Source organism: Nocardia yunnanensis (genome assembly GCF_003626895.1).
In the GTDB taxonomy this organism is placed as follows: Bacteria; Actinomycetota; Actinomycetes; order Mycobacteriales; family Mycobacteriaceae; genus Nocardia; species Nocardia yunnanensis.
Genome location: NZ_CP032568.1, coordinates 2,627,982 through 2,652,237, shown reverse-complemented (window position 1 = coordinate 2,652,237; position 24,256 = coordinate 2,627,982). Strand labels below are relative to the sequence as shown.

The 24,256-nt window shown below is 69.1% G+C and carries 28 protein-coding genes; 10 read left to right on the top strand and 18 right to left on the bottom strand.

Translation table 11 applies throughout. The features are described from left to right. Positions 1–16 precede the first annotated feature (16 nt). Positions 17–682, bottom strand: coding sequence for a DUF1361 domain-containing protein (locus D7D52_RS12210; protein WP_120736416.1), 666 nt, complete (start codon positions 680–682; stop codon positions 17–19). Positions 683–831: 149 nt separating this feature from the next. On the opposite strand from D7D52_RS12210, the gene D7D52_RS12205 reads away from it, so the two are divergent. Both D7D52_RS12205 and D7D52_RS12200 read left to right on the top strand, forming a co-directional pair. Next, positions 832–1,119: a hypothetical protein gene (locus tag D7D52_RS12205; RefSeq protein ID WP_120736415.1), complete on the top strand. Its 288-nt coding sequence runs from the start codon at positions 832–834 to the stop codon at positions 1,117–1,119. Further along, positions 1,112–1,453, top strand: a complete 342-nt coding sequence (locus D7D52_RS12200) for a hypothetical protein (RefSeq protein ID WP_120736414.1) — start codon at positions 1,112–1,114, stop codon at positions 1,451–1,453. The genes D7D52_RS12205 and D7D52_RS12200 overlap by 8 nt, the downstream gene beginning before the upstream one ends. Before the next feature lie 60 nt (positions 1,454–1,513). Here D7D52_RS12200 and secG read toward each other — a convergent pair whose 3' ends face one another. After that, positions 1,514–1,747 (bottom strand): preprotein translocase subunit SecG, encoded by a 234-nt coding sequence (gene secG, locus D7D52_RS12195; RefSeq protein WP_120736413.1) that lies wholly within the window; start codon positions 1,745–1,747, stop codon positions 1,514–1,516. Between the two features lie 171 nt (positions 1,748–1,918). Between secG and D7D52_RS12190 the strand changes: the two genes are divergently transcribed. Next, the gene (locus D7D52_RS12190; RefSeq protein WP_120736412.1) at positions 1,919–2,317 is read left to right on the top strand and encodes a hypothetical protein; all 399 of its coding nucleotides are present in this window, start codon (positions 1,919–1,921) and stop codon (positions 2,315–2,317) included. 5 nt (positions 2,318–2,322) lie between these two features. Further along, positions 2,323–3,051 carry a TetR/AcrR family transcriptional regulator gene (locus tag D7D52_RS12185; protein WP_120736411.1) on the top strand — a complete coding sequence of 243 codons (729 nt, stop codon included), beginning with the start codon at positions 2,323–2,325 and terminating at the stop codon, positions 3,049–3,051. 44 nt (positions 3,052–3,095) lie between these two features. On the opposite strand, the gene D7D52_RS12180 is transcribed toward D7D52_RS12185, so the two are convergent. The 3 genes from D7D52_RS12180 to D7D52_RS12170 are packed head-to-tail and all read right to left on the bottom strand — an operon-like array spanning position 3,096 to position 5,014. After that, a complete protein-coding gene (locus D7D52_RS12180) occupies positions 3,096–3,854 on the bottom strand; it encodes a MerR family transcriptional regulator (protein ID WP_222932816.1) in 759 nt (252 codons plus the stop codon). A gap of 16 nt (positions 3,855–3,870) precedes the next feature. Then, on the bottom strand, positions 3,871–4,350 hold the full coding sequence (locus tag D7D52_RS12175) for a VOC family protein (RefSeq protein WP_120736410.1): 480 nt from the start codon (positions 4,348–4,350) through the stop codon (positions 3,871–3,873). A gap of 34 nt (positions 4,351–4,384) precedes the next feature. Then, positions 4,385–5,014: a TetR/AcrR family transcriptional regulator gene (locus D7D52_RS12170; RefSeq protein WP_246023827.1), complete on the bottom strand. Its 630-nt coding sequence runs from the start codon at positions 5,012–5,014 to the stop codon at positions 4,385–4,387. Between the two features lie 169 nt (positions 5,015–5,183). On the opposite strand from D7D52_RS12170, the gene D7D52_RS12165 reads away from it, so the two are divergent. Both D7D52_RS12165 and D7D52_RS12160 read left to right on the top strand, forming a co-directional pair. Continuing rightward, on the top strand, positions 5,184–6,587 hold the full coding sequence (locus D7D52_RS12165) for a lipase family protein (protein ID WP_120736409.1): 1,404 nt from the start codon (positions 5,184–5,186) through the stop codon (positions 6,585–6,587). A 19-nt stretch (positions 6,588–6,606) separates the two neighbouring features. Continuing rightward, the gene (locus D7D52_RS12160; protein WP_120736408.1) at positions 6,607–7,383 is read left to right on the top strand and encodes an META domain-containing protein; all 777 of its coding nucleotides are present in this window, start codon (positions 6,607–6,609) and stop codon (positions 7,381–7,383) included. Between the two features lie 29 nt (positions 7,384–7,412). Here D7D52_RS12160 and D7D52_RS12155 read toward each other — a convergent pair whose 3' ends face one another. Continuing rightward, positions 7,413–8,621, bottom strand: coding sequence for an RNA-guided endonuclease InsQ/TnpB family protein (locus tag D7D52_RS12155; RefSeq protein ID WP_120744040.1), 1,209 nt, complete (start codon positions 8,619–8,621; stop codon positions 7,413–7,415). A gap of 23 nt (positions 8,622–8,644) precedes the next feature. Here D7D52_RS12155 and tnpA point away from each other — a divergent pair, with 23 nt between their 5' ends. Together tnpA and D7D52_RS12145 are read left to right on the top strand one after the other, a co-directional pair. Beyond that, complete coding sequence (tnpA, locus tag D7D52_RS12150; RefSeq protein ID WP_120736407.1) at positions 8,645–9,061, top strand: IS200/IS605 family transposase; 417 nt, start codon at positions 8,645–8,647, stop codon at positions 9,059–9,061. 226 nt (positions 9,062–9,287) lie between these two features. Beyond that, positions 9,288–11,561, top strand: coding sequence for a thiamine pyrophosphate-dependent enzyme (locus D7D52_RS12145; protein WP_246023825.1), 2,274 nt, complete (start codon positions 9,288–9,290; stop codon positions 11,559–11,561). 61 nt (positions 11,562–11,622) lie between these two features. On the opposite strand, the gene D7D52_RS12140 is transcribed toward D7D52_RS12145, so the two are convergent. The 6 genes from D7D52_RS12140 to D7D52_RS12115 all read right to left on the bottom strand — a co-directional run bounded on the left by D7D52_RS12140 (position 11,623) and on the right by D7D52_RS12115 (position 17,585). Then, the gene (locus tag D7D52_RS12140; protein ID WP_246023823.1) at positions 11,623–12,021 is read right to left on the bottom strand and encodes an ACT domain-containing protein; all 399 of its coding nucleotides are present in this window, start codon (positions 12,019–12,021) and stop codon (positions 11,623–11,625) included. A gap of 81 nt (positions 12,022–12,102) precedes the next feature. After that, the gene (locus D7D52_RS12135; protein WP_425464625.1) at positions 12,103–12,759 is read right to left on the bottom strand and encodes a response regulator; all 657 of its coding nucleotides are present in this window, start codon (positions 12,757–12,759) and stop codon (positions 12,103–12,105) included. Continuing rightward, entirely contained in the window at positions 12,726–13,838 is a 1,113-nt protein-coding gene (locus tag D7D52_RS12130) for a sensor histidine kinase (RefSeq protein WP_120736404.1), read from the bottom strand. The genes D7D52_RS12135 and D7D52_RS12130 overlap by 34 nt, the downstream gene beginning before the upstream one ends. Before the next feature lie 5 nt (positions 13,839–13,843). Continuing rightward, the gene (locus D7D52_RS12125) at positions 13,844–14,332 is read right to left on the bottom strand and encodes a hypothetical protein (protein WP_120736403.1); all 489 of its coding nucleotides are present in this window, start codon (positions 14,330–14,332) and stop codon (positions 13,844–13,846) included. Between the two features lie 96 nt (positions 14,333–14,428). Next, positions 14,429–15,205 (bottom strand): enoyl-CoA hydratase-related protein, encoded by a 777-nt coding sequence (locus D7D52_RS12120; RefSeq protein ID WP_120736402.1) that lies wholly within the window; start codon positions 15,203–15,205, stop codon positions 14,429–14,431. 22 nt (positions 15,206–15,227) lie between these two features. After that, complete coding sequence (locus D7D52_RS12115; protein WP_120744038.1) at positions 15,228–17,585, bottom strand: galactose oxidase-like domain-containing protein; 2,358 nt, start codon at positions 17,583–17,585, stop codon at positions 15,228–15,230. Between the two features lie 157 nt (positions 17,586–17,742). On the opposite strand from D7D52_RS12115, the gene D7D52_RS12110 reads away from it, so the two are divergent. Further along, on the top strand, positions 17,743–18,159 hold the full coding sequence (locus D7D52_RS12110) for an Rv1352/Rv1906c domain-containing protein (RefSeq protein ID WP_120736401.1): 417 nt from the start codon (positions 17,743–17,745) through the stop codon (positions 18,157–18,159). 87 nt (positions 18,160–18,246) lie between these two features. On the opposite strand, the gene D7D52_RS12105 is transcribed toward D7D52_RS12110, so the two are convergent. Both D7D52_RS12105 and D7D52_RS12100 read right to left on the bottom strand, forming a co-directional pair. Beyond that, positions 18,247–19,350 carry a DUF5685 family protein gene (locus D7D52_RS12105; protein ID WP_120736400.1) on the bottom strand — a complete coding sequence of 368 codons (1,104 nt, stop codon included), beginning with the start codon at positions 19,348–19,350 and terminating at the stop codon, positions 18,247–18,249. A 79-nt stretch (positions 19,351–19,429) separates the two neighbouring features. Further along, the gene (locus D7D52_RS12100) at positions 19,430–19,852 is read right to left on the bottom strand and encodes a LysR substrate-binding domain-containing protein (protein WP_222932815.1); all 423 of its coding nucleotides are present in this window, start codon (positions 19,850–19,852) and stop codon (positions 19,430–19,432) included. On the opposite strand from D7D52_RS12100, the gene D7D52_RS37720 reads away from it, so the two are divergent. Next, positions 19,844–20,017, top strand: a complete 174-nt coding sequence (locus D7D52_RS37720) for a hypothetical protein (RefSeq protein ID WP_162958088.1) — start codon at positions 19,844–19,846, stop codon at positions 20,015–20,017. The two genes, D7D52_RS12100 and D7D52_RS37720, sit on opposite strands and share 9 nt — an antisense overlap. 67 nt (positions 20,018–20,084) lie before the next feature. On the opposite strand, the gene kstD is transcribed toward D7D52_RS37720, so the two are convergent. The 4 genes from kstD to D7D52_RS12080 form a co-directional block, all read right to left on the bottom strand. Beyond that, positions 20,085–21,761 carry a 3-oxosteroid 1-dehydrogenase gene (kstD, locus tag D7D52_RS12095; protein ID WP_120736398.1) on the bottom strand — a complete coding sequence of 559 codons (1,677 nt, stop codon included), beginning with the start codon at positions 21,759–21,761 and terminating at the stop codon, positions 20,085–20,087. Between the two features lie 34 nt (positions 21,762–21,795). Continuing rightward, positions 21,796–22,389: a TetR/AcrR family transcriptional regulator gene (locus D7D52_RS12090; protein ID WP_187703137.1), complete on the bottom strand. Its 594-nt coding sequence runs from the start codon at positions 22,387–22,389 to the stop codon at positions 21,796–21,798. A 139-nt stretch (positions 22,390–22,528) separates the two neighbouring features. After that, entirely contained in the window at positions 22,529–22,951 is a 423-nt protein-coding gene (locus tag D7D52_RS12085) for a nitroreductase family deazaflavin-dependent oxidoreductase (protein WP_120736397.1), read from the bottom strand. Positions 22,952–23,026: 75 nt separating this feature from the next. Then, entirely contained in the window at positions 23,027–24,214 is a 1,188-nt protein-coding gene (locus tag D7D52_RS12080) for a citrate synthase (RefSeq protein ID WP_120744036.1), read from the bottom strand. Between the last annotated feature and the right edge of the window lie 42 nt (positions 24,215–24,256).

Below are 24,256 nucleotides of genomic sequence, written 5' to 3'. Positions count from 1 at the left end.
CCGCGGGGGCGCCCGGTCAGGCGAACCTGCGGGTTCGCACCAGCCGGGCGCCCCTGCGCAGGCTTTCCATCCCGGTCTCGACGACCGCGCGAGTCACGAAGTGCCCCAACGCGGTTGCCACGAACACCGCCGTGATCAGCACCGGCGCCCAGTTCCAGCTCAGCGCCAGCAGCATGCGATCGAAGGTGCCGCGCGGCTGCACCACCGGCTCCCAGCTGTTGAGCCGCACCCACCGGCCCAGGAAAACCCCGATCGCACACAGCATGTGGATGGTGATCGTCGCCGGGGTGCGCCACGCGCCCAGGCCGCGGGCGGTGAGAAACCGCCCGAGTTCGGCCAGCACCAGGTAGTAGGCCACGAAACCCGAGGCGATGAAACCGGCGTACACCGGCAGGATCGTCGTCACCACCGGGCCGTTGCCGGCGGCGCGAATATCGTCGCGCAGATGCACCAGATCGGTCACCACATACGGGGCGTTGGGCAGAAACAGCAGCAGCAACCCCAGCCCGCCCCACCACATCGGCGACATCGGCAGCCGTCGTTCGTCCGCGCGGGCGCCGCGAAACACCAGCAGCGCCAACGCCACTGGAATCCATGCCAAGACGCTGTTCCACACCATCCAGAACAGATTCCGGTCCAGCACCCCCGCAAGGCTCGGCGCGACCGTCTTCACCGGGTCCATGCGTTCATGATGCAGACCGGGTGCCAGGCGGTCACCCCGGTCGCGGTGACCTTCACCGAATCCACACATTTCGCCCGCGTGCGGGGTGTCGGCGCGACACCCTGGTCGACAGGTGGCGACCAGCTGTTTTACGATCGTATTATGCGGCCGTGGGATACGAGATTCCCGAGTGGGCCCTGGACGTCGCGGCACGACTCGGCATTGCGCCCGAGGAGATCACGCGGCTGTTGACCGGCCCGGGCCGGCGTTGGCCGCGGCCGGTACGCGGTACGGGCGGACTGCCCGCCCTGATGATCATCGGCCGCACCGGCGCCGGGCAGCCGCTGGCGGTGGTGGTGCGGCCACTGTCGCAGTGGGATCAGCAGGTCGTCGGTGTCACCCCGGTGACCGGCGGGCTCCTCGCCCAGTTCGAACAATGGGAGGCCGACCATGAATGACTATCCCGACCGGGGCTACCCCCACGCGGCCGACGAAGCCCGGGAATTCCTCGACAACCTCACCTTCGACGAGGACGCCCCCGAACCCGACCTCCCCGGCCCCGACACCCCCGTCACCGTCCTGCGCACCGTCCGGCTGCCGTGGGCGATGGACCAGCGCATTCGCGCCGAGGCCGAGCACCGCGGGGTCAGCATGTCGGATCTGATCCGCGACTTCCTGACCATCGAACTGGCCGCCCTCGACGACGACACCCCCATCAGCCGCGCCGACGCCCGCCGGGCATTGACCGCCGCGCTGGCCAATCTGGCTCCGCTGCACGGCAATCCGGCCTGACCACGACGAATCGCCCGGGCACCGTCTGCGGTGCCCGGGCGATTTCTCCGAACGTGGGTGTCAGGCGAACTTGATCTCGAGGCCGATGCCGAGAATCGAGATGAACCAGATCAGTCCGAGGAAGATCGTGATCCGATCGAGGTTCTTCTCCACCACGGTCGAGCCCGACAGGCTCGACTGCACGCCACCACCGAAGAGGCTGGACAGACCTCCGCCCTTGGCGCGGTGCAGCAGCACCAGCAGCACCAGCAGCACGCTGGTGATAACGAGGAGGATATCCAGGAACATCCGCATGGGCGACAGTCTAGGCGGTTGGTACCCCAGTACCCGAATCAGGCCACACGCGGAGGCGGGGCGCGGGTGGTCGCGGAGCATCGGGTTGTCGCGGCCCTCACACTTGAACATGTTCAAACACCGGCCTAGTCTCTGAGTTGAACACGTTCAAAACTGCAAGGAGCTGGGACAATGAACCTCGTCGTCATCACATACATGGCCTATACGATCGTCAGCTTGGCGGTCACCTTCTGGGTGGCGCGGGTGCTGCATCGCACCGGCGCCCGCTTTCTGGTGGACGTCATGAACGGCGACCGCGATCTGGCCGAAGCCGTGAATCATCTGCTGGTGATCGGGTTCTGGCTCGTGAACGCCGGCTTCGTGGCGTTGGCGTTGCGCATCAGCGTGCCGGTCGAGGACGGGCGGGTCGCCATCGAGGAGCTGGCCATGAAACTCGGCCGGGTGCTGCTGGTGCTGGGCGGGATGCACTTCGCGAATCTGATCGCGCTGAACAAGATTCGCCGCGGCCGGCACAAGGAGCAGCAGGCCGGTGTGCCCCCGATGGTGGTCGACGCCGCCCAGCTAGCCTGAGCCCCATGCCCCGCCCCGAACCCGCGACCGCACGCGGTGAGGAAACTCGCCGGCAGATCATCGACGCCGCCCTGCGCCTGTTCGAGCAGAACGGTTACACGAAGACCACCATGCGCGCGATCGCGGGCGAGGCCGGTGTCAGCGTCGGCAACGCCTACTACTACTTCGCCTCCAAAGAACAACTGGTCCAAGGCTTCTACGAGCACATCCAGGACCTGCACCGGCAGCGGCTCGCGCAGATCCCCCGAAGCGACTCCCTCGCCGCCCGCTGGGAGTCGATGGAGTCGGCCTTCGTGGACGTGGCCGCCCCCTATCACGAGTTCGGCGGCAAATTCTTCGCCATCGCCGCCGAACCCACCAGCCCGCTCAGCCCTTTCAGCGAGCAAAGCCGCCCCGCCCGCCGGACCGCGACCGCCATCATCAGCGATCTGGTCCTCGGCGCCGGCGTCAAGGGCGACAAGCGGCTGCTGGCCGAGTTGCCGAATCTGCTGTGGCTGGCCCACATGGGCATCGTCCTGTTCTGGGTGCACGACCGCAGCCCCGACCAGCAACGCACCCGCCTGTTGATCCGCCGCGCCGCGCCGCTGGTCGAACGCATCGTGGCCCTGTCGAGACTGCGCCCGCTGCGCCCGGTGCTCTACCCGGCCTTGGATCTCATCCAGGAACTCGGTAGCGGCGCGCCGATTCCCGTGGCACCCAGCCAAACCGAGGCCACCGATCGAACGATCGAGTAGGCCGGCCGCACGATCCGGCAATGCTCGAAAGCGCTGTGGCAGCGTCACAGTGACCGGCGGACGTACTCCTCGAGGGCGGCGCGGACGAAGGCGGCGGGTTCGGGCCCGCCGTAGGTGGCCGCGTAGTTCTCGTCTTCGGCGTACATACGGGCCAGGCCGGTGACCATGGCGATGGAGCGCTCGCGGTCGCCGTCGTGCAAGGGAGTGCCGGGGATGGCGCGCAGCCAGTCGACGTGGCGGGCGGCGACGGCCTGAGCCTGGTGTGACTCGGGCGTGTGGCCGGCTTTCCAGGTGTCGATCCAGGCGGCGACGAGGGTGTCGGTGTCGTGTTTCCATTCGCGTTGCTGGGCCAGGGTTTTGGCGTGCCACCACCGATTGGCGGCGGTGAACGCGGCGTCGCCCCAGCGGGCGACGACCTCGTCGCGGTAGGGGTCGTTGAAACCCTCGAGCATCATCTGCGTGGACCCGTCGGCGGCGGCGCGGGCGTCGACGGCGTGGCGCAGGGCGCGGATGCGCTCGTCGAGGCGGGCGCGCTCGGCCTCGAGCAGGTGCAGGTGGGTCGCGAGCGCCTTGTCCTCGTCGCGTTCACGGTCGAGGACCTCGGCGATGACGGGCAGGCTCAGGCCCAGCTCACGCAGCAGCAGGATGCGTTGCAGGCGGGCGACGGAGTCGGCGTCGTAGAAGCGATAGCCGTTGTGGCCGACCCGCGCCGGTGGGAGCAGGCCGATCTCGTCGTAGTGGCGCAACGTGCGGCTGGTGACGCCGGCGCTGTCGGCCAACTGCTGAATCGTCCACTCCACCATGCCCTCCCAGAGGCCGTCAGTTCTTGCCGATCCAGTCGCCGTCGAAGGTCTCGGCCCATTGTTTCGCCTCGTCGAGTTCGGCTTCGCGCGCGGCGGTGAACACGATCCGGTTGCCGTCCGCATCGGTCAGGGTGAGATCGACGGTGTACCAGGGCGTGTCGGCGGGGCCGTCCACGCCGGCGTCCGCAAAAGCGCCGGCGCGCAACGTTGCCGCCAGGGCGGTGAGATCGGTGCCGGCGGCGGCGAAACTGACCGTGGTGGTGCCGGGGGCGGGCTCGCCGGGCACCAGCAGCAGATCCTGATACTTGCTGCGGCGCAGGTGCACCACCGCCGTCGTGCCGTCGGGGCCGGGAATGGTTGCCAGGGCGAGGAATCCGATCGCTTCGTACCAGTCGGTGGCCGCGGCGATATCGCGCACCTGGAAGCTGGCGAACATGGGCATGACGTAGATGGTGCGGTCGATGGCGGGATCGACGCGTTCGATGGGGTGGCTCATGGCCTCGACGCTAGGAGTTGACGTAACGGCAAGGTCAAACCTCCGGCGCCCCGCCGTGCGCGGCGTAGACCGCCAGCATGTCCTCCACCAGCCGCAGCACCGACTCGTCGAGGTCGGGCCGCTGATAGACCCCGCGCACCACCGCCTCACCCGAGAACACGTGCAGCAGCAGGAAGAACAGCGGTTCGCGCACCCGCGCCGGGTAGTCGGCGAGCAGGCCGATGCGTTCGAGGGTGGCGACGATCTCGCGGTAGTAGTTCTCGGCGATGGGCGCGAGGCGTTCGCGCAGCTCGGCATCGGAGCGGGCGGCCAGATAGATCTCGCGCAGCGCGTGGCTGAGATTCGACCGCTGCGCCCCGCGCAGGAAACGCAGCGCGACGTCGATCGGATTGTCTTGCGCGCCAAGGTGTTCCATGGTGGCGGTGTAGCCGACGAGCTGGCGGGCGAACACCTCCTCGGCGGTGCGCACGATCAGATCCAGCCGGGTGTCGAACTGCCGGAACATCGCTCCGGCCGAGAGTCCGGCGCGCCCGCAGATCTCCTGCACGGTGGTGCGCTGGTAGCCGACCTCGCCGATGGCGGCGATGGTGGCGTCGACCAGTTTGGCCACCGTGGCCATCCGGCGCTCCTGCTGGGTGCGCCGCGGGCGCGAAACTTCGCTCACGAGCGACCATCCTGCCCGCTGATCCGGCCGGGGCGAACAACCGGCCCGGCGTGACCGTTGACACACTCGCCGCGCCCGGCTTATTGTCTGGGCCAGTCACTTAGAAAATATCCGCTTCCTAAATTGGGGGCGGGCGGTCGGCCGCCGCAGCGGCGCGGAGGAGTTCGATATGACAGCGGGGACCAGGACCATCGCCCAGGCCTGCGCGGTGGTCGCGGCCGGGCTGACCATCGCGGTCTGCCCGGCACTCACGGCGCCCGCCGGCGCCGACCCGGTACGGGTGCAACCCGCGCTGCCGTTCCCGACCCCACCGGCCCCGCCGTATCTGGATCCCGGCTTCTACCAACCGGATCCGGCCCGGGTCGCCGCCGCCGCACCCGGGCAGATCCTCGCGGCCCGGCAGGTGAATCTGGCCAACCTGTGGCTGCTGCCGCTCAACGCCAACGCCTGGCAACTGTCCTACCGCAGCACCAACACCCGCGGCGAACCGATCGCCGCGGTCGCCACCCTGGTGGTTCCGCACCGCCCCGCCCCCAGCGGACAGCGCGGGCTGGTCTCGTTCCAGATGGCCGAGGATTCGCTGTCGGTCAACTGCGCACCCTCCTACACCTTGCAGATGGGATCGCTGCCCAATCCGCTCAATCCGGTGATGGAAGCCGAATTCGTGGAGGTGCAGGCGATGCTGCAACTCGGGCACGCGGTGGTGATCCCCGATCACGAGGGCCCGAACGCGGCCTACGCGGCGGGCCCGCTGGGCGGGCGCATCGCCCTCGACGGCATCCGCGCCGCGGAAGCCTTCGATCCGGCGGGACTGCCCGGCGCCGACACCCGCGTCACCCTGTGGGGCTACTCCGGCGGCGCGATCCCCACCGCGCACGCCGCCGAACTGCAACCCACCTACGCCCCGGAGGTGAACCTGGTCGGCTCGGCCACCGGCGGGCTGATGGCCGACATCCGCGCCGCCCTCGACTACAACAACGCCACCTCGAGCTTCGGCGGCGCGGTGCTGGGCGGACTGTTCGGGGTGGCCCGCGAATACCCGCAGCTGAATCAGTTCATCGACGAGCACATGAACCCGCTGGGCAAAGCCGTACGCCTGGCGCACGAGAACCAGTGCGTGGCTTTGCAATTCGCGGCGTTCCCGTTCGTCAACATCAAGGGGCTGTTCGATTACCCGGGCGACCCGATGCAGGCCCCGCAACTGCAATCGCTGCTCGACGAGATCAGCCTGGGCCATCGCGGCACGCCCACCGCGCCGCTCTACATCTACGAAGGCGTCTTCGACGAGGCGATGCCGCTCAACGCGGTGAACAACACCTACGACATCTACTGCAAGGACCCCGGCGCGCGCGTGCAGTACACCCGTGACCTGTTCAGCGAGCACGGTATCGCCGCGGTCTCCAATACCGCAGGCGCCGCCATGTGGCTCGACGATCGCCTCAACGGGGTGCCCGCGCCGGAGGGCTGCCACAACCGCGACGTCTACTCCGGGTTCCTGGATCCGGGCGCGATCGGCACCTTCGTCAACGCGATCGGGCAGACGCTCGCGTCGGCGCTCGGGATGCCGGTCTAGTCACCGTACGATCGGCTGTATGTCGGCAACCCGTGTGGGAGTTCTGCTCGCGGCCGCGGCCGTCGCCGCCGGATGTTCGACCGGCGGCGGCGCACCCGGCACCCCCGCGACCGCGCTGATGGGGCACACCTTCGTCTCGACCGGGGTGTCGGGCACCGCCATCCCCGGCGGCGGACCGCTGACGCTGACCTTCACCGACGGGCGCCTCAGCGCCACCGCGGGCTGCAATACCGCCACCGGTCCGGTTGACCTGCAAGGCAATACGCTGCAGGTGGGGGAACTGGCCTCGACCCTGATGGCGTGCCCGGGCGATGCCGCCGGCGCCGACGGCTGGCAGGACGGGCTGCTGCGCTCCCAGCCCACCTGGACCCTGGCCGGCGACACCCTCACCCTCAAGGGAAACGGTTCGACGGTCACGCTGGTCGACCGCAAGACCCTGCATCCGGACAAACCTCTCACCGGCACGCCGTGGATCGTGACCGCGCTGCTGCGCCCGGACGCCGAGGTCCGCTCGGTCACCCTCGACGAGGTCCGTCCCGCCCTGACCATCACCCCCGACGGCCAGGTCTCCGGCAGCGCCGGCTGCAACAGCATGACCGGTACGGCCGCCATCACCGGCGACGAGGTGAGCTTCCGGATCGCCACCACCCGCATGCTGTGCGACCCGCAGGTCATGGACGTCGAACGCCAGGTCCTCGCGGTCCTCGACGGAAAGACCAAGGCCGCCATCGACTCCGACGAACTGACCTTGCGCAACACCGCCGACAACACCGGCCTGAAGCTGCGCGCCGATTGACGTCCTCCTCGGTCTGAGGCCGGGGATTCCTACCAGCGCCCTGTCGGGCGCTTTCGGCGGGTTCCTGCTTCGTCGGCTGGTGCCGGGGCAAGCCCCGGACTTACCTGGCCTCCACAGGCGTTTAGCCTCTCCGCCCGTCCGGCGGCGAGAACATTTTCCGAAGCATTCAGATCACGATCCACCACCGCGCCACACGCCGGGCACGTCCACGTGCGCACCGACAACGCCTTGGGGCTGTCCCGGTGTCCACATGGCGCACAGATCTGCGACGACGGATGGAACCGATCCACCTTCGCAAAGTACCGCCCCCTGCGAGCGGCTTTTTCCTGCAGCATGCCGGTGAACATCGCCCAACCAGCGTCGTGCACCGATTTCGCCAACCGCGTCCGGGCCAGGCCCTTCACGCACAAGTCCTCGACATAGATCGCTTGGGTTTCGCGAACTATCGCCGTGGTGTGCTTGTGCGCCCAATCCCGGCGCGTATCAGCCACTTTCGCATGTGCCCTCGCCACCGCGAACCGGGCCTTGGCACGGTTGGCCGAACCCTTCTGCTTGCGCGAAAGGTTCCTCTGCGCGCGGGCGAGCTTGCGCTCGGCCTGCCGCAGAAACCTCGGAGACTCGATCCGCTTGCCGTTCGACAAGACCGCGAACGTGGACAGTCCCAGGTCGATACCGACCTCAGCCTCCAACTGCGGCAGCGGCTGCTCGTCGACCTCGACGACAAACGACGCGAAATACCTTCCGGCAGCGTCCTTGATCACCGTCACCGATGACGGCTCCGAGGGCAGCCCCCGCGACCAGGCAACCCTCACATCCCCAATTTTCGGCAGCCGCAGCCCCCCACCGGCGGTGACCGAGAACCGGGCGTTGCGGGTGAACCGGATCGACTGCCGGTTGTCCTTACGGGATCGGAACCGCGGAGCCGCGACCGGCGAACCCTTGCGTTTTCCGGTCACCGATTGAAAGAAGTTGCGGTACGCGGTATTAAGGTCAGCCAGCGCCTGCTGCAACACCACCGCAGACACCTCACCCAACCACTTTCGCTCCGCAGTCGTCTTGGCCGCGGTCAACCGGGCCGACAACTCGGCATCGGAGACATAGGAACGGTCCGCCGTGAATGCAGCCCTCCGCATGGCCAACGCGTCGTTGAACACCACCCGCGCACACCCGAACGCCCGCGCCAACGACTCCCGCTGACCAGCCGTCGGATACACCCGGTACCGATAGCGCAGCTGCACCAACGCATTCTATCATTTGGTTTGTGGATGAAAATGAGTCAATACGGACAGGTAGACACTGTGTTTTCGTCCTGCATGCCCACTTGGTTTTCGTAACGAAATACCGACATCGCGTCTTCACCGACCGCCACCTACGTCGGCTCGAGGAGATCATGCGAGTGGTCTGCGACGACTTCGAATGCGAACTCGTCGAGTTCGACGGCGGAACCAACCACGTCCACCTGCTGGTCGAATTCCCACCGAAAGTCCCCCTGTCCAAGCTGGTGAACTCGCTCAAAGGCGTCTCCTCCCGCCGGATGCGACACGAGTTCCCCGAACTCGTCGGCCACTACTGGCGAGCCCAACGACTCTGGTCGGGTTCGTACTTCGCCGGATCAGTCGGCGGTGCACCCATTACCGTCCTGCACCAGTACATCGCACAGCAGAGCCAACCCGTTTGAAGCACGCTCGAACCTAGCGGTCCACCTCAATTCCATTACCTTGGCTGGATCCCCGTTGGGATGTTCGGTGCTCGATGTCGTGACAGGTGGGGCCGATTGCCGACATGCTGGACGAGGATCCGCCTGCTAGGCCGGTGCCGACCGTCCGGTCCGGACTGGCCGAAGATCGGAAGTTGCCGCTACGAGCGCCGTTTCACCTCTACGCTGAGCCCGGCGTACGCGACATATGGGACATATGGGAGGCGTCATCAACGACCGGGAAACTGAGCTGGACCAATGGTTTCGCGCGCAGGTGGCCGCCACGGCACCGGGACCCGCACGCCCACCCCACGACCCCCTCGACGCCACCGGCCTCACCGGCGCCGACGCCCTCACCCTGTTCGACGCCCAAGCCGCCTCCCGGCACCTGGACCTGGCCGCCCGCCGGCTCACCCGCGAAGGCCACGGTTACTACAGCATCGGATCCTCCGGACACGAAGGCAATGTCGCGGTCGCCGCGGCACTGCGCGTCACCGATCCAGCGCTGCTGCACTACCGTTCGGGCGCGTTCTTCGTGCACCGGGCCCGGCAGGTGCCCGGCCTCGACCCCCTGCGCGATGTCATGCTGGGCGTCGCCGCCGCGGCCGCCGACCCGATTTCCGGTGGGCGGCACAAGGTTTTCGGCAGCCAACCCGCACACGTCATCCCCCAGACCTCCACCATCGCCTCCCATCTGCCGCGCGCGGTCGGACTGGCCTTCGCCATCGAACGCGCCGCACACCTGCGCCTGGACTGCGCCTGGCCCGCCGACGCGGTGGTGGTGTGCAGCTTCGGCGACGCCTCGGCCAACCACTCCACCGCCACCGGCGCCATCAACACCGCCGTGCACACCGCCCACCAGGGCGTACCCATGCCGGTGTTGTTCGTCTGCGAGGACAATGGCCTGGGCATCAGCGTGCCCACCCCGCGCGGCTGGATCGAACACGCCTACGGGACGCGTCCCGGACTCGCCTACTTCGACGCCGACGGCACCGACCTGTCCGCCGCCCTGGCCACCGCCCGCGCCGCCGCCGATCACGTACGCGCCCAACGCAAACCGGCATTCCTGCGGCTGCGCACGGTCCGGCTGCTCGGACACGCCGGATCCGATGTCGAAGCCGCCTACCGCCGCCCCGCCGACCTCGCCGCCGACCTGGCCCGCGACCCCGTCACCGCCACCGCCCGCCTGCTGATCACCACCGGCGTGGCCCGCCCCGCCGACCTCGCCGCCCGCTACGACGCCATCGGCGAACAAGTCGCCGAAGCGGCCGAAAAAGCCTGGAGCGAACCGAAACTGACCACCGCCGCCGCCGTGATCGCGCCCCTGGCGCCCGCCCGGCCCACCGTGGTGCGCACCGACGCGCTGCGCTCGGACCACCACGCCGCTCGCCCGGCCGACACCCGACCCACCGACACCAATGCCGCGAACAACGCTGCCGGACAAGCGAACCCGACCGGAGAAGCCCTCACCCTCGCCCAAGCGGTCAACCAGACCCTCGCGCAACTGCTCACCCGCGACCCCGACGTCCTCGTCTTCGGCGAGGACGTCGGCCGCAAGGGCGGCGTCTACGGCGTCACCAAGGGCCTGCAGCAAAGCTTCGGCGTCCGACGGGTTTTCGACACCCTCCTCGACGAGCAGAGCGTCCTGGGCACCGCGCTGGGGGCGGCGCTGGCGGGATTCGTGCCGATCCCGGAGATCCAATACCTCGCCTACGTGCACAATGCCGCCGACCAGCTGCGCGGGGAGGCGGCGACGCTGTCGTTCTTCTCCGGCGGCCGCTACCGCAACCCGATGGTGGTGCGCATCGCCGGGCTCGCCTACCAGAAAGGATTCGGCGGCCACTTCCACAACGACAATTCGATCGCGGCACTGCGCGATATCCCCGGCCTCGTGATCGCCGCCCCCGCCCGCGCCGACGACGCGGCGGCCATGCTGCGCACCTGCGTCTCCGCGGCCCGCATGGACGGGCGAGTGTGCGTGTTCCTCGAACCGATCGCGCTCTATCACACCCGCGATCTGTACCGGGCCGGCGACGGCGCGTGGCTGGCGCCCATTTCCGGTGTGCGCCATGCCGATATCGGCCGCGCCCGCGTGCACGGCTCCGGCGCGCACCTGACCATCGTCAGCTTCGCCAACGGGGTGCCGATGAGCTTGCGGGTGGCGCGGCGGCTGGCCGGACACGGCATTCACGCCCGGGTACTGGATCTGCGCTGGCTGGCCCCGCTGCCGGTGGAGGATCTGCTCGACAGTGCCCGCGCCACCGGCCGGGTCCTGATCGCCGACGAAACCCGCCGCACCGGTGGCGTTTCCGAAGCGGTCTGCACCGCACTGCTCGACGCCGGCTTCGACGGACCGCTCGCCCGTGTCACCAGCGCCGACAGCTTCGTCCCACTGGGTCCCGCCGCCTCGACGGTGCTCCTGGACGAGGCCGCCATCGAGGCGGCCGCCCGCAGCCTGCTGACCGCCCCGGCCGCCCGGTGACGACCCCGAATTCGCTGATTCGGCAGCCCTTCTCGTCACCTACCGCGGCATCGCGGGGGCGTCAGTCCGCGATCCGGTGCCCCGCATCCCGCAGCACCGCCGAGGCCTCCTCCAGCCGATGCGCGGGCACCAGCACCAGATCGGCATGGAAAGTCGAGGCCACGAAGACCGGAATCGCCGACTCGGCCAGGGGACCGATCAAGGCGGCCAGGGTGCCGGGCGTGTTCAGGCTCCCCGCGTCGACACCGTAGAAGCCGCGCCAGGTCTCCCCCCACGCCGGCGCTTCGCGCACCACTGTCAGACCCTCGGGCGCACGCACCAGCGCGATCCACTCATCGTCCTCGGGGAACGTCGAATTCGGCAGATGATCGAGCGCGAACTGCGAGGGCACGATGCGCAAACGCTGTGAGCCGGTCATGGCGACATCGTAGGTGGGCGGGGTGACACGACGCGTTTCCATGCTCAGATCGCAATATCTACAGATTCGGATAGCACAGACGGGACATGAGTTCGAGCGATCCCCCTGCTCCGGCAATGATTCTCAGCGAGCCAGACCGGTGCGGTGCGCATAGGCGATGGCCTGCCCGCGATCGCGTACACCGAGCTTGGCGAACAGCGAATTGATGTGCGTCTTCACCGTGCTGACACCGATGAACAACTCCTTGGCGATCTCGGTGTTGTTGAGCCCCTGCGCCATCAGCCGCAGCACGTCACGTTCCCGATCGGTGAGGTCGACCGGCGGTTCGGGCGGCGCGGACAGCGCCGACAGCAGGCGGCGGCCGACATCGGCGGCCAGGGTGGTGTGGCCGCTGGCCACCGAGCGAATCGCGGTGGCGATCTCGGCGCGGCCCGCGTCCTTGGTGAGATAGCCGCGCGCCCCGGCCCGCAACGCGCCCGCGATCGAGGCGTCGTCGGCGTAGGTGGTGAGCACCAGTACCGCCGTCTGCGGCTGCGCGGCGGTGATGGCGGCGGTCGCGGCCACCCCGTCGACGCCGGGCATGCGCAGATCCATCAGCACCACACGGGGTTTCACCCGGCGAACCAGCTCGACCGCCTCCGCGCCGTCGCGGGCCTCCCCCACCACCCGCATATCCGGCAGCAGCGACAGTACCGTGGCGAGCCCGTCGCGGACCGTGGTCTGGTCATCGGCGACGACCACCGTGATCATTTCCGCGGCAGCAGGATTCGCACCGTCCACCGACCGTCCTCCTTCCCGGCGGTCAGCGTGCCGCCCGCCGCTTCGATGCGTTCGCGCATGCCGAGCAGTCCCGCGCCGGAACCGGTGCCGCTCAGGAGTGTGCGTTGCGCGACCAGGGGATTGGCGATCGTCGCCGCGAGCGCGTCGCCGCTGTCGCGGAGGGTGAGCGTAACCGGTTGCCCGGGCGCGTGTTTGCGCGCGTTCGTCAGCGCCTCCTGCACCGCGCGGGTGAGCGCGACCGCCGCCTGTTCGTCGGCGAGTTCGACGGCCGTGTCCACCCGTTCGGCCAATTCCCCACCGGCGGCACGATGTTCGTCGATGACCCGGCGCAGTTCGGCGGCGGCGTCGAGGTGGCCGGATCGCAGGGCGCCCACCACGCGCCGGGCGTCGGCCAGGCCGGACACCGCCAGCGCGTGCGACGCCTTCACCCGGGCGGCGGCCTGCTCGACGTTCCTGGCCTCCAGCAGCGCGTCCGCCGCGTCCAATTGCAGGACCAGGCCGCCCAGGGTGTGCGCCAGGACGTCGTGGATGTCGCGAGCGATGCGGCCGCGTTCGGCCAGGGCGGCGGCCCGATCGCGTTCGACCCGGATGATCCGATTCTGTTCCACCAGTAGCCGATTGCGTTGGGCGGCAGTGCGGGCCTGGCGGCGGCTCCAGCCGCCGAGCGTGATCACCGCGGCCCCGGCCAGCAGTCCCGGCAACCGGCCCGGCGCGCCCTCGATCAGCATCGAGACGCACATCGACAGCACCGTGCCCGCCGCGACCAGCCAGCCCGACCAGATCGGTTCGCCCAGCAGACTGACCGCGACGAAGAGCGCGGCGAACGCGGTGATCACCGATCCGGCCGACTGGGCGACGGTCAATCCCCCACCGACGGCCATGGCGCTCACACAGATTCGCTCCAGCCGCGAGCCCACCGGTGCGACCACCCAGCCCGCCCACCCCAGCCACGACAGCGCCACCAGCGCCGCCACCCAGGGCCGATGCCACAGGTCCGCGTTCCACGACCACACCACGGCCACGAGCCCGACCAGGCGCAGCAGCCTGGACAGGCTCGAGGAGGGATCGAGGATCGACATCGGTCTCAGTGTGCCGCAACCATCCGCGCCTGCTCGGCACGCCGGGCCAGCACCACCGCGCGTCCGGCCCGATTCAAGGCCACCACCAGCAGGATGGCCCCGACCGAGGTGACCACCGCGGCCCCGGCGAGGTGCGCGCAGACGTCCACGCCGATCCGCACCGCCAGCAGCACCAGCCACAGCAGCGACCCCACCCAGCCGGTGCGCGCCTCCAAACCCGGTGCGCCGGTCCGCACCTGCGACAGCAGTCCCATCGCCAGCCCGACGGCCACGGCCAGCACCGCCGAGACCGCCAGCAGCGCGATCGCGGTGACGCTCAGGGTGCCGTCCGCGAGCACGGACTTCATCTGCACCACCCCGATCACCGCGAGAACGATGGGCCCGCGCCACAGCCGGCCGGCGTCCAGGAGTTGCCATCGCGTCTGCCGGTACATGATCCAGCCGATCACGACCACCGCGACCACGACCTCGACCACCGCACTCTGCAAGTTCATGCCTCTACGGTCGCGTCCGGACGCGCTTCCACCCACCACCCGAGGGTGGAGACAGGGTGGATTCCCCGCCGCCCGAGGCAGGCGGGCCCGCACCCGTCAGTCCGGCCAGACCGGGTGGCGCTTCGCCAAGAACGCGGCCATTCCCTCACGCGCGCCGGGCAATTGGGAGGCGGCGGCCATGACCTCGCGGGCCAGGGTGTAGGCGTCGGCTTCGGGGCGATCGAGCTGCGCGTAGACGGTGCGTTTGCCCAGGGCCTTGCTGGCTCGGCTGCCGCGGGTGGCGCGGGCGAGCAGGTCGGTGACCGCGGCGTCGAGGTCCGCGTCGGGGACGGCATAGTTGATCAGACCCCAGTCGGCCGCGGTGCGGGCATCGACGACATCACCGGTGAGGGCCAGCTCCATCAGACGTTTTCGGCCGATGGACCGGGCGACGGGGACGGCCGGGGTGTGGCAGAACCAGCCGCCCTTGCCGCCGGGCAGCGCGAAGCCCGCGGATTCGGCGGCCACCGCCAGATCGCAGGAGGCGACCAGCTGGCAGCCGGCGGCGGTGGCCAGGCCGTGGACGCGGGCGATCACCACCTGGGGCAGCGCTTCGAGGGTGGTCATCACCTGCTGGCACAGCGTGAGCAGGTCGCGCACGCCGAGCAGGTCGCGGGCGGCGACGTCGGCGAAATCGTGGCCCGCGCTGAAAACCGGTCCGGCCGCGGCCAGTACGAGCCCGGTGGCGTCGGTGTCACCGGCGGCGCGGAAGGCGGCCAGCAGCTCGGTGAGGTGTTCGGCGGACAGCGCGTTGCGGCGGTCGGGGCGATTCATGGTGACGGTGATCGTGTCGCCGTCACGTTTGACGAGCAGGTGCCGGTACTCCGCGGTCATGGCTCCACGGTAGTCGCCGGTGTCACACCGGAGCGGGAGTCGCCGGATTCAGTTGCAGCCAGCGGCCGACGGACGGGATGCCGTCGGTGTCGATCACGACGACCAGGTACCAACCGGGCGGGGCGAGAGCCGGATTGGTGGGCATGTCGACGGTGAGGGCGCCGGAGTCGGTCTTGCCGGTGATGGGGAGGTCGATGATGCGCTGGTTGTTGTCGCAGGAATGGGTGCAGGACGTCGGATGCATGAGGTTGACCGCACGGATGGTCGCCGCCGTGGTCAGGGTCAGCGTCGCGCCGTATTCGAGTGCGCCGCTGGAGATTTCCGAGTCGGGACGGGCGCCCTTGAAAAGGTAGGGCGGCCAGAACATCTCGATGCGCAGTTCCTCGGTCTCGCGCAGCGGGTTGGATCCCGCCGTGATCACCTTGCCGTCCGGGGTCAGCAGCGCCACCGAATGGTAGAGGCGCGCAACCCTTTCCGGTGCGGTGGGCGTCCAGGTGCCGGCGACCGGGTCGTAGATCTCGCCGTGGGGCGGGACCGAATCGGCCATCTCCTCCATGCCCGAGCCGCCGGCGGCCAGCACGGTGCGGTCGGGCAGCAGTACCGCGCAGACGTGCATGCGCGCGTACGCCATGGGCGGCCCGGGCTGGTAGACGGGCGTCGCGGCGGTCAGGTCCACGATCTGGGTGTCGGCGGAGGCCATCCCGGGTCCGTGCGGGTCGACGGTCCCGCCGCCGAGGAGCATGACCCGCTGCGCCTGCGCGGGCGGCAGCAGCACACTCGTGGACTGGCTGCGTGATTCGGGGTTGTAGAGCCCGTCGACCTCGGTGAGTTTGCCGGTCGCGGTATCCCAGATCGAGGGGTGCATGCCATTGTTGGTGCCGAACTGGCCGCCGGTGTAGAACACCCGGTCGTCGGCCAGCAGGATCAGGTGCGCGTAGGTCGGAATCGGCCCGGGGACCGGCAGTTCCGACCAGGTGCGGGTGACGGGATCGAACTGTTCGGGCGTCTCGGACAGGAATCCATCGGTGCCCAGACCCGAAGTCGCCACCACCGCACCGGTTTTCAGCGCCGCCAGGGTGGGATACCAGCGCCCGTACCCCATATCCGGCTGGGTCTCCCAGGTCAGCGACTGCGGATCGAAGAGCAGGGCGTCGCGCAAACCGAAGAACGGGTCGTACTGTCCGGTGCCGCCCGCGGCCAGCAGCCGGCCGTCGGGCAGGAACGCCTGTCCGGAGCAGAACATGTCGATCGGGGTGGCGGGCGCGGACAATCCGGGGTTCGGGTAATGCCAGACGCGAGTGCGGAAGTCGTGGGCATCGAGCCGATCCGGGTCGTTGCCGGATCCGGCGAAGAACAGCACGTCGCCGGTGTGCAGCAGCGCGGCGTGCACGGGATTGATCTCGGTGCCGAAATCCAGGATGCGCCAGGCCCCCTGGGTCGGCGCGGTGGCCAGATCGGTATCGAGGTCGAGCACCCGCAGGTAGCCGGCATTGCCCCCCTGGGGGTGGTCGATGGCGAGGACCACGAGTTGCGGCATCGCGCCGGTACCGGGCCGCAGCGCGATCGAGACGCCTTCGTTCTGCCAGAAACCCCAGTCGGGCACGTGCGACCAGCGGCTCCACCCGTCGACGCAGTGTCCCGTCCCGTCGAGTCCCCAGCCGATGGTGTACAGCCCGGTATTGCCATTCTGCGGGTGATCGACGGTGAACACGACGAGTTCGGGTCGGCCGTCGCCGTCGAGATCGGTGACGGCGAGGCCCGCGCCCTGGTTCTCCCAGCCCCACCAATCCGGAATCGCCACCCACGGCGTCCATTCCGCGACCGAGCCGTCCGCGCCGAAACCCTTGGCCAGCCGGAACTGGCCGCTGTTCTGACCGTCGGGGTTGTCGACGGTCAGGACGACCAGCGTCCACTGGCCGTCGAGGTGGGTCAGGCAGATGTCGGCGCCCTGGTTCTCCCAGCCGTACCAGTCCGGAATCTGTTGCCACGCAGTCCATCCGCCGGTGACGGTGCCGTCCGGGGCGAGGCCGTGGCCGATGCGGTAGTAGCCCTGGTTCTGGCCGGGCGGGTTGTCGACGACGAACACCACCAGATCGAGACGGCCGGTGCCGCTGAGGTCCGCGATGGCGAGGCCCGCACCCTGGTTCTCCCAGCCCCACCAGTCGGGCACCTGCAACCAGGGACCCCAGTCCCGCACCGTGCCGTCGGCGGCCAGGGCGTGCCCGACCCGATAGTTTCCGGTGTTCTGACCAGCGGGATTGTCGACCATGAGGACGACCGCGTCGAGGGTGCCGTCGCCGGCGAGGTCGGCGACGGCCATACCGCAGTACTGATTGTCGGTCGAGAACCAATCGGGAATCGGAACGAATTGCCCTGCCACACAACCAATCATGGCCGCCCGCGGCGACTCCGGCATCCGATGTCCGGTTAGTCCCATTTCCCGCAGCAGTGCCAGGTTGCGAAAACACACCCGGCGATCGACCCCACCCGCTACTGTGCGAAACGCTCTCATTTCAAACAGCCGAGGGGCATCCACCATGAAAAAGACCATCTGGCTCAACGGGCTCGCGCTCACCGCCGCCGCGGTGCTGGGCAGCACCGGCACCGCCAATGCCGCCCTGCCCACCAGCATGGGCAGCGACTCCACCTTCAAGGTCGGCGTCGACATCCAGCCGGGCGTCTACAAGACCACCACCGCCGCCACGGTCTGCGCCTGGGCGCGACTGTCGGCCATCACCCCCGACGCCAGCGCCACCATCCAGGCCGGCGGCGCGGTCAACGGCACCGTCACCGTGGAGATCAAGCCGACCGACGTCGCCTTCTTCACCAGCGGCTGCGGCACCTGGACGCTGCAGACCACCACGACCACCTCCGGCTCCGGCAATGCCGGCAGCGGGCTGCTCAACGGCGGCAGCAGCCTGCTCAATGCCGGATCCAGCACGCTGTCGAGCTAGCCGCACGCGCGGAACCATCCACCCGGAGAGGGCGGCTCCGTGCGCTCGGAAGGCCGGGCAGGTCCCGCTGCCCGGCCGCCTGCGGACTCAGCAGTCGCAGCAGGATTCCTCACAGCAGCAACACGATTCCTCGCAACAGCAGCAGCCCTCACCGCAGCAGACGCAGCCCTCACAGCACGGCAGGCAGCCACCGCCGGCGCGGCGGCGCGGGGCCGGACCGTAGTAGCCCTGGCCGTATCCGGGTGGCGGGCCGTAGCCGGGTGGCGGGCCCCACGGGTCGCCGCCGCGGCGACGCCAGCGACTCATGGGCGCGGTGGCGTGGTTCGAGCAGGCCGGTCCGTGGGCGCCGAAGGTCCGGGACACCGAGCGGCCCAGTTCATGCTTCAGCAGCTTGTGGATCAGCCGGGCATCGGTGAATTCCACTTCGGCCAAGGCCAATTCGATACCGAGCAGGGCATCGGTGCACAGGCGGTGCGCCTCGGCGACCTCGGTGCCGGTGGCGGCCAGGGGATTCCATTTGCCGTGGGCCAGATCGTCGCCGAGATCCTCGACCGCGTCGACGAGATGCGCTATGCGGCCGAACAATCGGCCCACCTCGGTCAACGCCGCCTGATTGCCGGGGCGGCCCGCCAGGATCGCGGTGTGGCCGAAGGCGGCCGCCGTCGCGGTCTCGGTGGGTTCGGTGACCTCGAGCACCGGGGTGCCGACCACCGCCGCGGCTTCCAGCGCGGTCTGCCGGTCCACCGCGGTCACCAGCACCGCGGTGTCGAAACCCAGTCCCGCGCCGGAGGATTCGCCCTGCTTGGCCCAGCGTTGGGCGAGGCGGCGGGCCGCGGGCCGGAAACCGGCCGTGCCCGCCATACCGTCGTGATCGTCCACATGGTCGCGAACCTTCGCGGCGGCGAGCACCAGCGAGACCGTCGCGGCCAGGCGCACACAGTCGCCGGTGGCGACGTCGGCGCGCTTCATACCGCGCAGCGGGCAGGGCCCCGCCGACCGGCGCGTGGGCGACGCCGTGGACTGCGCCTCCACCAGGGCCGAGACGATCAGCCCGTCGTAATTGGTTGCCATGCGGGCGCTCTGGCCATGGTCGTCGCGCAGTGCGAGACACAGCCCGCACAGTTGCGCCAGCCACGCCCGCCCGAGTTCCTCGCCCAGCCGATGACGGCAGGGCCGGATGATGCCGAACACACCATCGAAGGTAACCCCTCTTGCCGGGATTAGTCGTGGGAATCGAGATCAGTGTGGATTCGACGGCGTAGAACGAAATTCACTGCGCGGCAAGGAGTGCGAATTCCTCGGCCAACGGGACCTGCCGGTCGGCCGGCCACGCCAGGCTCACTTCGTTCGGCGCCAGGTCCGGCACCGGGACGTAGGCGATGTCCGGGCGGGTGTAGAACGTCATCACCGACAGCGGCAGGAAGATGACCCCGCGGCCCGCCGCGACGTGCTCGAGCTTCTCCTCCACGCTGAGAAACACCGGCACGGCCGGGCGCCCGGTGCGCAGTTCGGTTGCCACCGCACGCCATCCGGGCACCTGGCCGGGATCCTGCAGCAGGTGTTCGGCGGCGAGATCGAACAACGCCACCGCCTCTTTGCCCGCCAGCCGGTGATCGGCGGGCAGCACCGCAACCCGCGGCTCGGTGTAGAGCGGGCGCACGACGAGCCCGAGCGGGTCGATCGGATGACGCACCACGCTGACGTCGGCGCGCCCGTCGTGCACGACACCGCCGCCGCCACTCCCCTACACCGCATCGCCGAAGTGAACGACATCGCCGCAGCATTCGTCTTCTTCCTCACCAAACCCCACGCCACCGCCACCATCCTCCCCCTGGACGGCGGCGCCCTCCTCGCCTAACCCGTTCAGTGGCACACCAGCGCGGCGAATTCGGACAAATCACCTCGTTGGTGTGCCACTCAGCGGGTTAGGTGGCTAGGTGGCGGGCGGCTAGGTGGGCGAAGACCAGGGCGGGGGCGATGGTGGCGCCGGGGCCGGCGTAGGTGTGGCCCATGACGGGGGCGCTGGCGTTGCCGGCGGCGTACAGGCCCTCGATGGGGGTGGCGTCGGGGCGGAGGACGCGGCCGTTGATGTCGGTGACCAGGCCGCCCTTGGTGCCGAGGTCGCCGGGGACCAGTTTCGCCGCGTAGAACGGGCCGGTTTCCAGGGCGCCGAGGTTCGGGTTCGGGCGCTGCCGGGGGTCGCCGTAGTAGTTGTCGTAGGCGCTGTCGCCGCGACCGAAGTCGGAATCCTTTCCGGCGTGGGCGAATTCGTTGAAGCGGGTCACCGCGGCTACGAGTTTCTCGACCGGGAGACCGATCTTCTCGGCGAGTTCGGGCAGCGAGTCGGCGCGGGTCAGCGCGCCGGATTCGAACCACCGGCGCGGTAGCGGCCGCCGCGGCGGCACACCCGCGAACTGGTAGCGATTGCGGTAGCGCTGGTCGAAAATCAGCCAGGCGGGCAGGTTTTCGCCCGATCCCGCGCCCTGCCCGTGCACACCGCCGTACATCTCGTGCACGGCTTCCACATACGGCAGGCACTCGTTCATGAACCGTTCGCCACGATCGTTGACCACCACGCTGCCGGGCAGATTGCGTTCCGCCAGACAGAACCACGCCTCTCGCGGCAGCGGAATCGACGGCCCCCACCACGCGTCCTCCATGAATTCCACTGCGGCGCCGACAGCTTGCCCCGCCCGAATGCCGTCGCCGGTATTGGCGCGCGCCCCGACCGTCCACTCGGTCCCGATGGGCGCACGCTGATACTGCTTGCGCATCACCGCATCGTGCTCGAACCCGCCCGCCGCGACAATGACGCCCCGCCGCGCGACGAGCACCTGCTCTCGCCCGCCCCGCCGCACCACCGCCCCGGTCACCCGGCCGTCCTGCGTGCACAGTTCCACCAGCGGAGTCTCCAGCCACAGCGGCACATTCGCCCGCAGCAGCCCGGTCCGCAGCATGGCACTCAACGCTTGCCCGCGCACCAGCACGCGCCGCCGCCGCACATTCGCGATCAACCAGCGTGCCATCACCCCCAGCGCGGTCAACGGGCTGCGCGGATTGCGCAACCCGAGATGCAGCTGCCGAAATTCCGCCTGGGTGACAACGACATTGCGCGGAGCCCGCACGTAATCGGGCTCCAGCGTGTTCAATTCGGCACCGAGACTCGTCCCATCGAACGGCACCGGCTCCACCGAACGGCCGTGCGCACGACCCCCGGGAGCCTCCGGATAGTAATCCGAATAGCCCGGCACCCAACGCATCCGCAGCGGCGAACGAGCGGCCAGGAAATCGAACACCTCCGGCCCGCGATCGATGAACGCATCGATCCGCGCCGGGTCCACACCCGACCCGATGATGTTCTTCAGATAGGCCCGCGCAGCCTCGATTTCATCGGCAGGCGCTTGCTCGCGCAGCACCCGATTCCCCGGAATCCACACCCCACCCCCAGATCTGGCAGTAGACCCACCCCAACCACTCGCCTTCTCGACGATCACCGTCGACAGCCCCCGATCGGCTGCGGTCAATGCCGCGGCCATCCCCGCAGCCCCGGACCCGACGACTACAACATCGAATGTCCCGGCAGATTCCCTGTCGTCCAGCATGTTTCCTCTATCTTCGTGCGTTCTGTTGTGTCGTTCAGTTGTCGGTACGCCAGCGTTCGCCGACCACCGCATCCAGCGCACCGGAAACGCAGACCGCCAGCGACATCTCCGGATGCTCCGCGCTCCGAAGCCATTGCAGGTAGCCGAATTCCGCCGCCGCGAGCATCAGATGCACCAGCAACCCGGGCGTGCTGTCGAGCCGGTGGTCGCGCCCCATCCGCTCCCCCACCAGTTCCACCAGCCGCGCCCGATGCTCGGCGGTGATCAACGCGACCCGCTCGAGCAGATGCGGCGCGGTGGCGAACGCCGCCCGCCACTGCGCCAACTCCGCGGGCGCCAAGGTGGTCGACCGCGCCAGAATCGCTTGCGCCAGCGCCACATCCGCCGCTTCCCCGGCGCTCCGCTCCTCGAGCAACGCGACGATCCCCGCCCCGCCCTCCCGCACCGGATCCAGCAGCAAATCCTCTTTACTGCGCACATGCCGGAAATAGGTGCTAGCCGACACCCCAGCCGCCGCCGCGATCTCCTCGGTCGTCACCGCCGCAAACCCCTTGTCAGCAAACAGCACATACGCCGCCCGCTGAATCTCATCCCGCACCTGCCGCCGCTGCCGCTCCCGCAATGACATAGCCCTCCTTCAAGACAACGACAGTCTGTCTCGATATGAGAGTTACTGTCAAGAAGGGATTCACTGCCATCCATCTCGACAGCAAAACGCCGTCACGTCCGGAGGCGTCGCTCGAACGTGACGGCGAGAAAAGGATCGTCTATGCCCGGCGGAGGGCCAGGACTGGGATGGTGCGGATGCCGGCGGTTTTTTCGGCGTACTCGGCGAAGCCGGGGTAGCGGGTGGCTTGGGTGTTGTAGATGCGGTCGCGGTCGGGGCCCGTGACTTCGGTGATGGTGACGGGGAAGGTTTCGGTGCCGACTTCGACGTCGGTTTTGCCGGCTTCGGTGAGGTTGTAGTACCAGGCCGGGTTGTTGGGGGCGCCGGCGGCGGAGGCGAAGATGTACATGACGTTGGGGTCTTGGTCGTCGGGCTGGTACATCAGGGGGGTTACGCCCTGTTTGCCCGATTTGCGGCCGCGGTGGTGGATCAGGATCATGGGAGCGCCCTCGAAGGGGCCGCCGACCCGGCCCTCGTTGGCCCGGAACTCGTTGATGATGGTGGTATTCCAGTCGTCGCTCATACCGGCCATTGTGGTTGATCCGGGTGCCGGTCTCCCGCAGGCGCCGCCGAACCGGCAATCCGCGCGATGGTGGCGTCAGCGCGATGGTGGCGTTCCGACCGGGCGGAAACGCATGGGCGGTTCGGTGTACTCCTCGAGGGTGTGGGCGATCCAGCCGATCGTGCGGGCGACGGCGAAGATCGCCTCCCCGGCGTCGGGGCGCATATCGAAGGCGTGCATCAGAACCGCCAGGGCCAGATCGACATTCGGCAGCGCGGCCAGCGGCTCACCCACCCGCGCCATGATGGTGTCCACGGCGTGCAGGGCCGCGCTCGCCGCCGGGATCGAGCGCAGCATCCCGAGCAACAACTCCGCCCGCGGATCGACCCGCTGGTAGACGAGGTGGCCGAACCCCGGCAGCCCACCGCCCAGACGCAACCGCTCCGACACCGCCCCCACCGGGTCCGCGATCGCGTCGGCGAGGAAACGGTACGCGAGAGTGCTTGCGTTGCCGTGATATTGGCTGTCCAGCGCACCGAGCGCGGCCTCCACCGCGCCGTAGGGATGCACGCGCGCGCTGGCCGCCACCCGGGCCGCGACCGTGGACACCGCGAGACCGTGGTCGGCCAGCAGGGTCAGGGTCGTATCCAGCAGGTGCACGTGCGCGGGACGGTCGGTGAGCGCGGGCCACAGCCGCTCGGCCAGGTTTCCGGTGCTCTTGGGCGTCTCGACCAGCGCGTCCACTTCCACCGCGAGCAGAATCCCCGCCACCCGCCGCACCCCCTGCGGCGACAGGTCGAACCGCAGCGGGTCGAGCGCCCCCGCCACCGCCACCGCGACCCGCATGCGATCGGTCAGCCGCGCCTGCGCGGGCAGCACGGCGACGGCTGCGCGGGTAGCGGCGAGCATCTCCGGCGGAGCCGCGAATTGAGTTGGTGGAGCAGATAATTCACCGCTCCACAACAGGTTCGCGACCGAATCCACCCGATAGGCGGCGACCAGATCCGCCACATTGTGACCCCGATAGAACAGTTCGTCGCGGTCCAGCAACGAGACCTCGGTGGTGATGTCCTCCACGGTCCCGCGATGCCCGGTCCCGGGCCGGCGGCTGCGCGCGAGCCGCGCTACCTCGTCCTCCCGGAAGCGGCTGCCGCGCCGGTCCGAATCCGCCACCTTGGTCAGCAATCCGCGACTGACATAGGCGTAGACGGTCGCCGGTTTGACGTCCAGCCGAGCCGCCACCTCACCGGTGGTCAGGTAATGTGCGTCACTTTCCTCGGCCATGAGCTGCACCTTCACGCGTCATATTGACTGGATCAATATTGA

Coding starts and splice junctions, on each gene's coding strand:
- secG (WP_120736413.1), bottom strand. CDS start 1,747: ATGCGGATGTTCCTGGATATCCTCCTCGTTATCACCAGCGTGCTGCTG.
- D7D52_RS12085 (WP_120736397.1), bottom strand. CDS start 22,951: ATGAGCGACGACTGGAATACCACCATCATCAACGAGTTCCGGGCCAAC.
- D7D52_RS12160 (WP_120736408.1), top strand. CDS start 6,607: ATGTCGGCAACCCGTGTGGGAGTTCTGCTCGCGGCCGCGGCCGTCGCC.
- D7D52_RS12180 (WP_222932816.1), bottom strand. CDS start 3,854: ATGGTGGAGTGGACGATTCAGCAGTTGGCCGACAGCGCCGGCGTCACC.
- D7D52_RS12130 (WP_120736404.1), bottom strand. CDS start 13,838: ATGTCGATCCTCGATCCCTCCTCGAGCCTGTCCAGGCTGCTGCGCCTG.
- D7D52_RS12175 (WP_120736410.1), bottom strand. CDS start 4,350: ATGAGCCACCCCATCGAACGCGTCGATCCCGCCATCGACCGCACCATC.
- D7D52_RS12200 (WP_120736414.1), top strand. CDS start 1,112: ATGAATGACTATCCCGACCGGGGCTACCCCCACGCGGCCGACGAAGCC.
- D7D52_RS12140 (WP_246023823.1), bottom strand. CDS start 12,021: ATGGAAACGCGTCGTGTCACCCCGCCCACCTACGATGTCGCCATGACC.
- D7D52_RS12120 (WP_120736402.1), bottom strand. CDS start 15,205: ATGACCGCGGAGTACCGGCACCTGCTCGTCAAACGTGACGGCGACACG.
- D7D52_RS12110 (WP_120736401.1), top strand. CDS start 17,743: ATGAAAAAGACCATCTGGCTCAACGGGCTCGCGCTCACCGCCGCCGCG.
- D7D52_RS12185 (WP_120736411.1), top strand. CDS start 2,323: ATGCCCCGCCCCGAACCCGCGACCGCACGCGGTGAGGAAACTCGCCGG.
- D7D52_RS12090 (WP_187703137.1), bottom strand. CDS start 22,389: ATGTCATTGCGGGAGCGGCAGCGGCGGCAGGTGCGGGATGAGATTCAG.
- D7D52_RS12080 (WP_120744036.1), bottom strand. CDS start 24,214: ATGGCCGAGGAAAGTGACGCACATTACCTGACCACCGGTGAGGTGGCG.
- D7D52_RS37720 (WP_162958088.1), top strand. CDS start 19,844: ATGACGCACCACGCTGACGTCGGCGCGCCCGTCGTGCACGACACCGCC.
- D7D52_RS12165 (WP_120736409.1), top strand. CDS start 5,184: ATGACAGCGGGGACCAGGACCATCGCCCAGGCCTGCGCGGTGGTCGCG.
- D7D52_RS12145 (WP_246023825.1), top strand. CDS start 9,288: ATGGGACATATGGGAGGCGTCATCAACGACCGGGAAACTGAGCTGGAC.
- D7D52_RS12210 (WP_120736416.1), bottom strand. CDS start 682: ATGGACCCGGTGAAGACGGTCGCGCCGAGCCTTGCGGGGGTGCTGGAC.
- D7D52_RS12125 (WP_120736403.1), bottom strand. CDS start 14,332: ATGAACTTGCAGAGTGCGGTGGTCGAGGTCGTGGTCGCGGTGGTCGTG.
- D7D52_RS12190 (WP_120736412.1), top strand. CDS start 1,919: ATGAACCTCGTCGTCATCACATACATGGCCTATACGATCGTCAGCTTG.
- kstD (WP_120736398.1), bottom strand. CDS start 21,761: ATGCTGGACGACAGGGAATCTGCCGGGACATTCGATGTTGTAGTCGTC.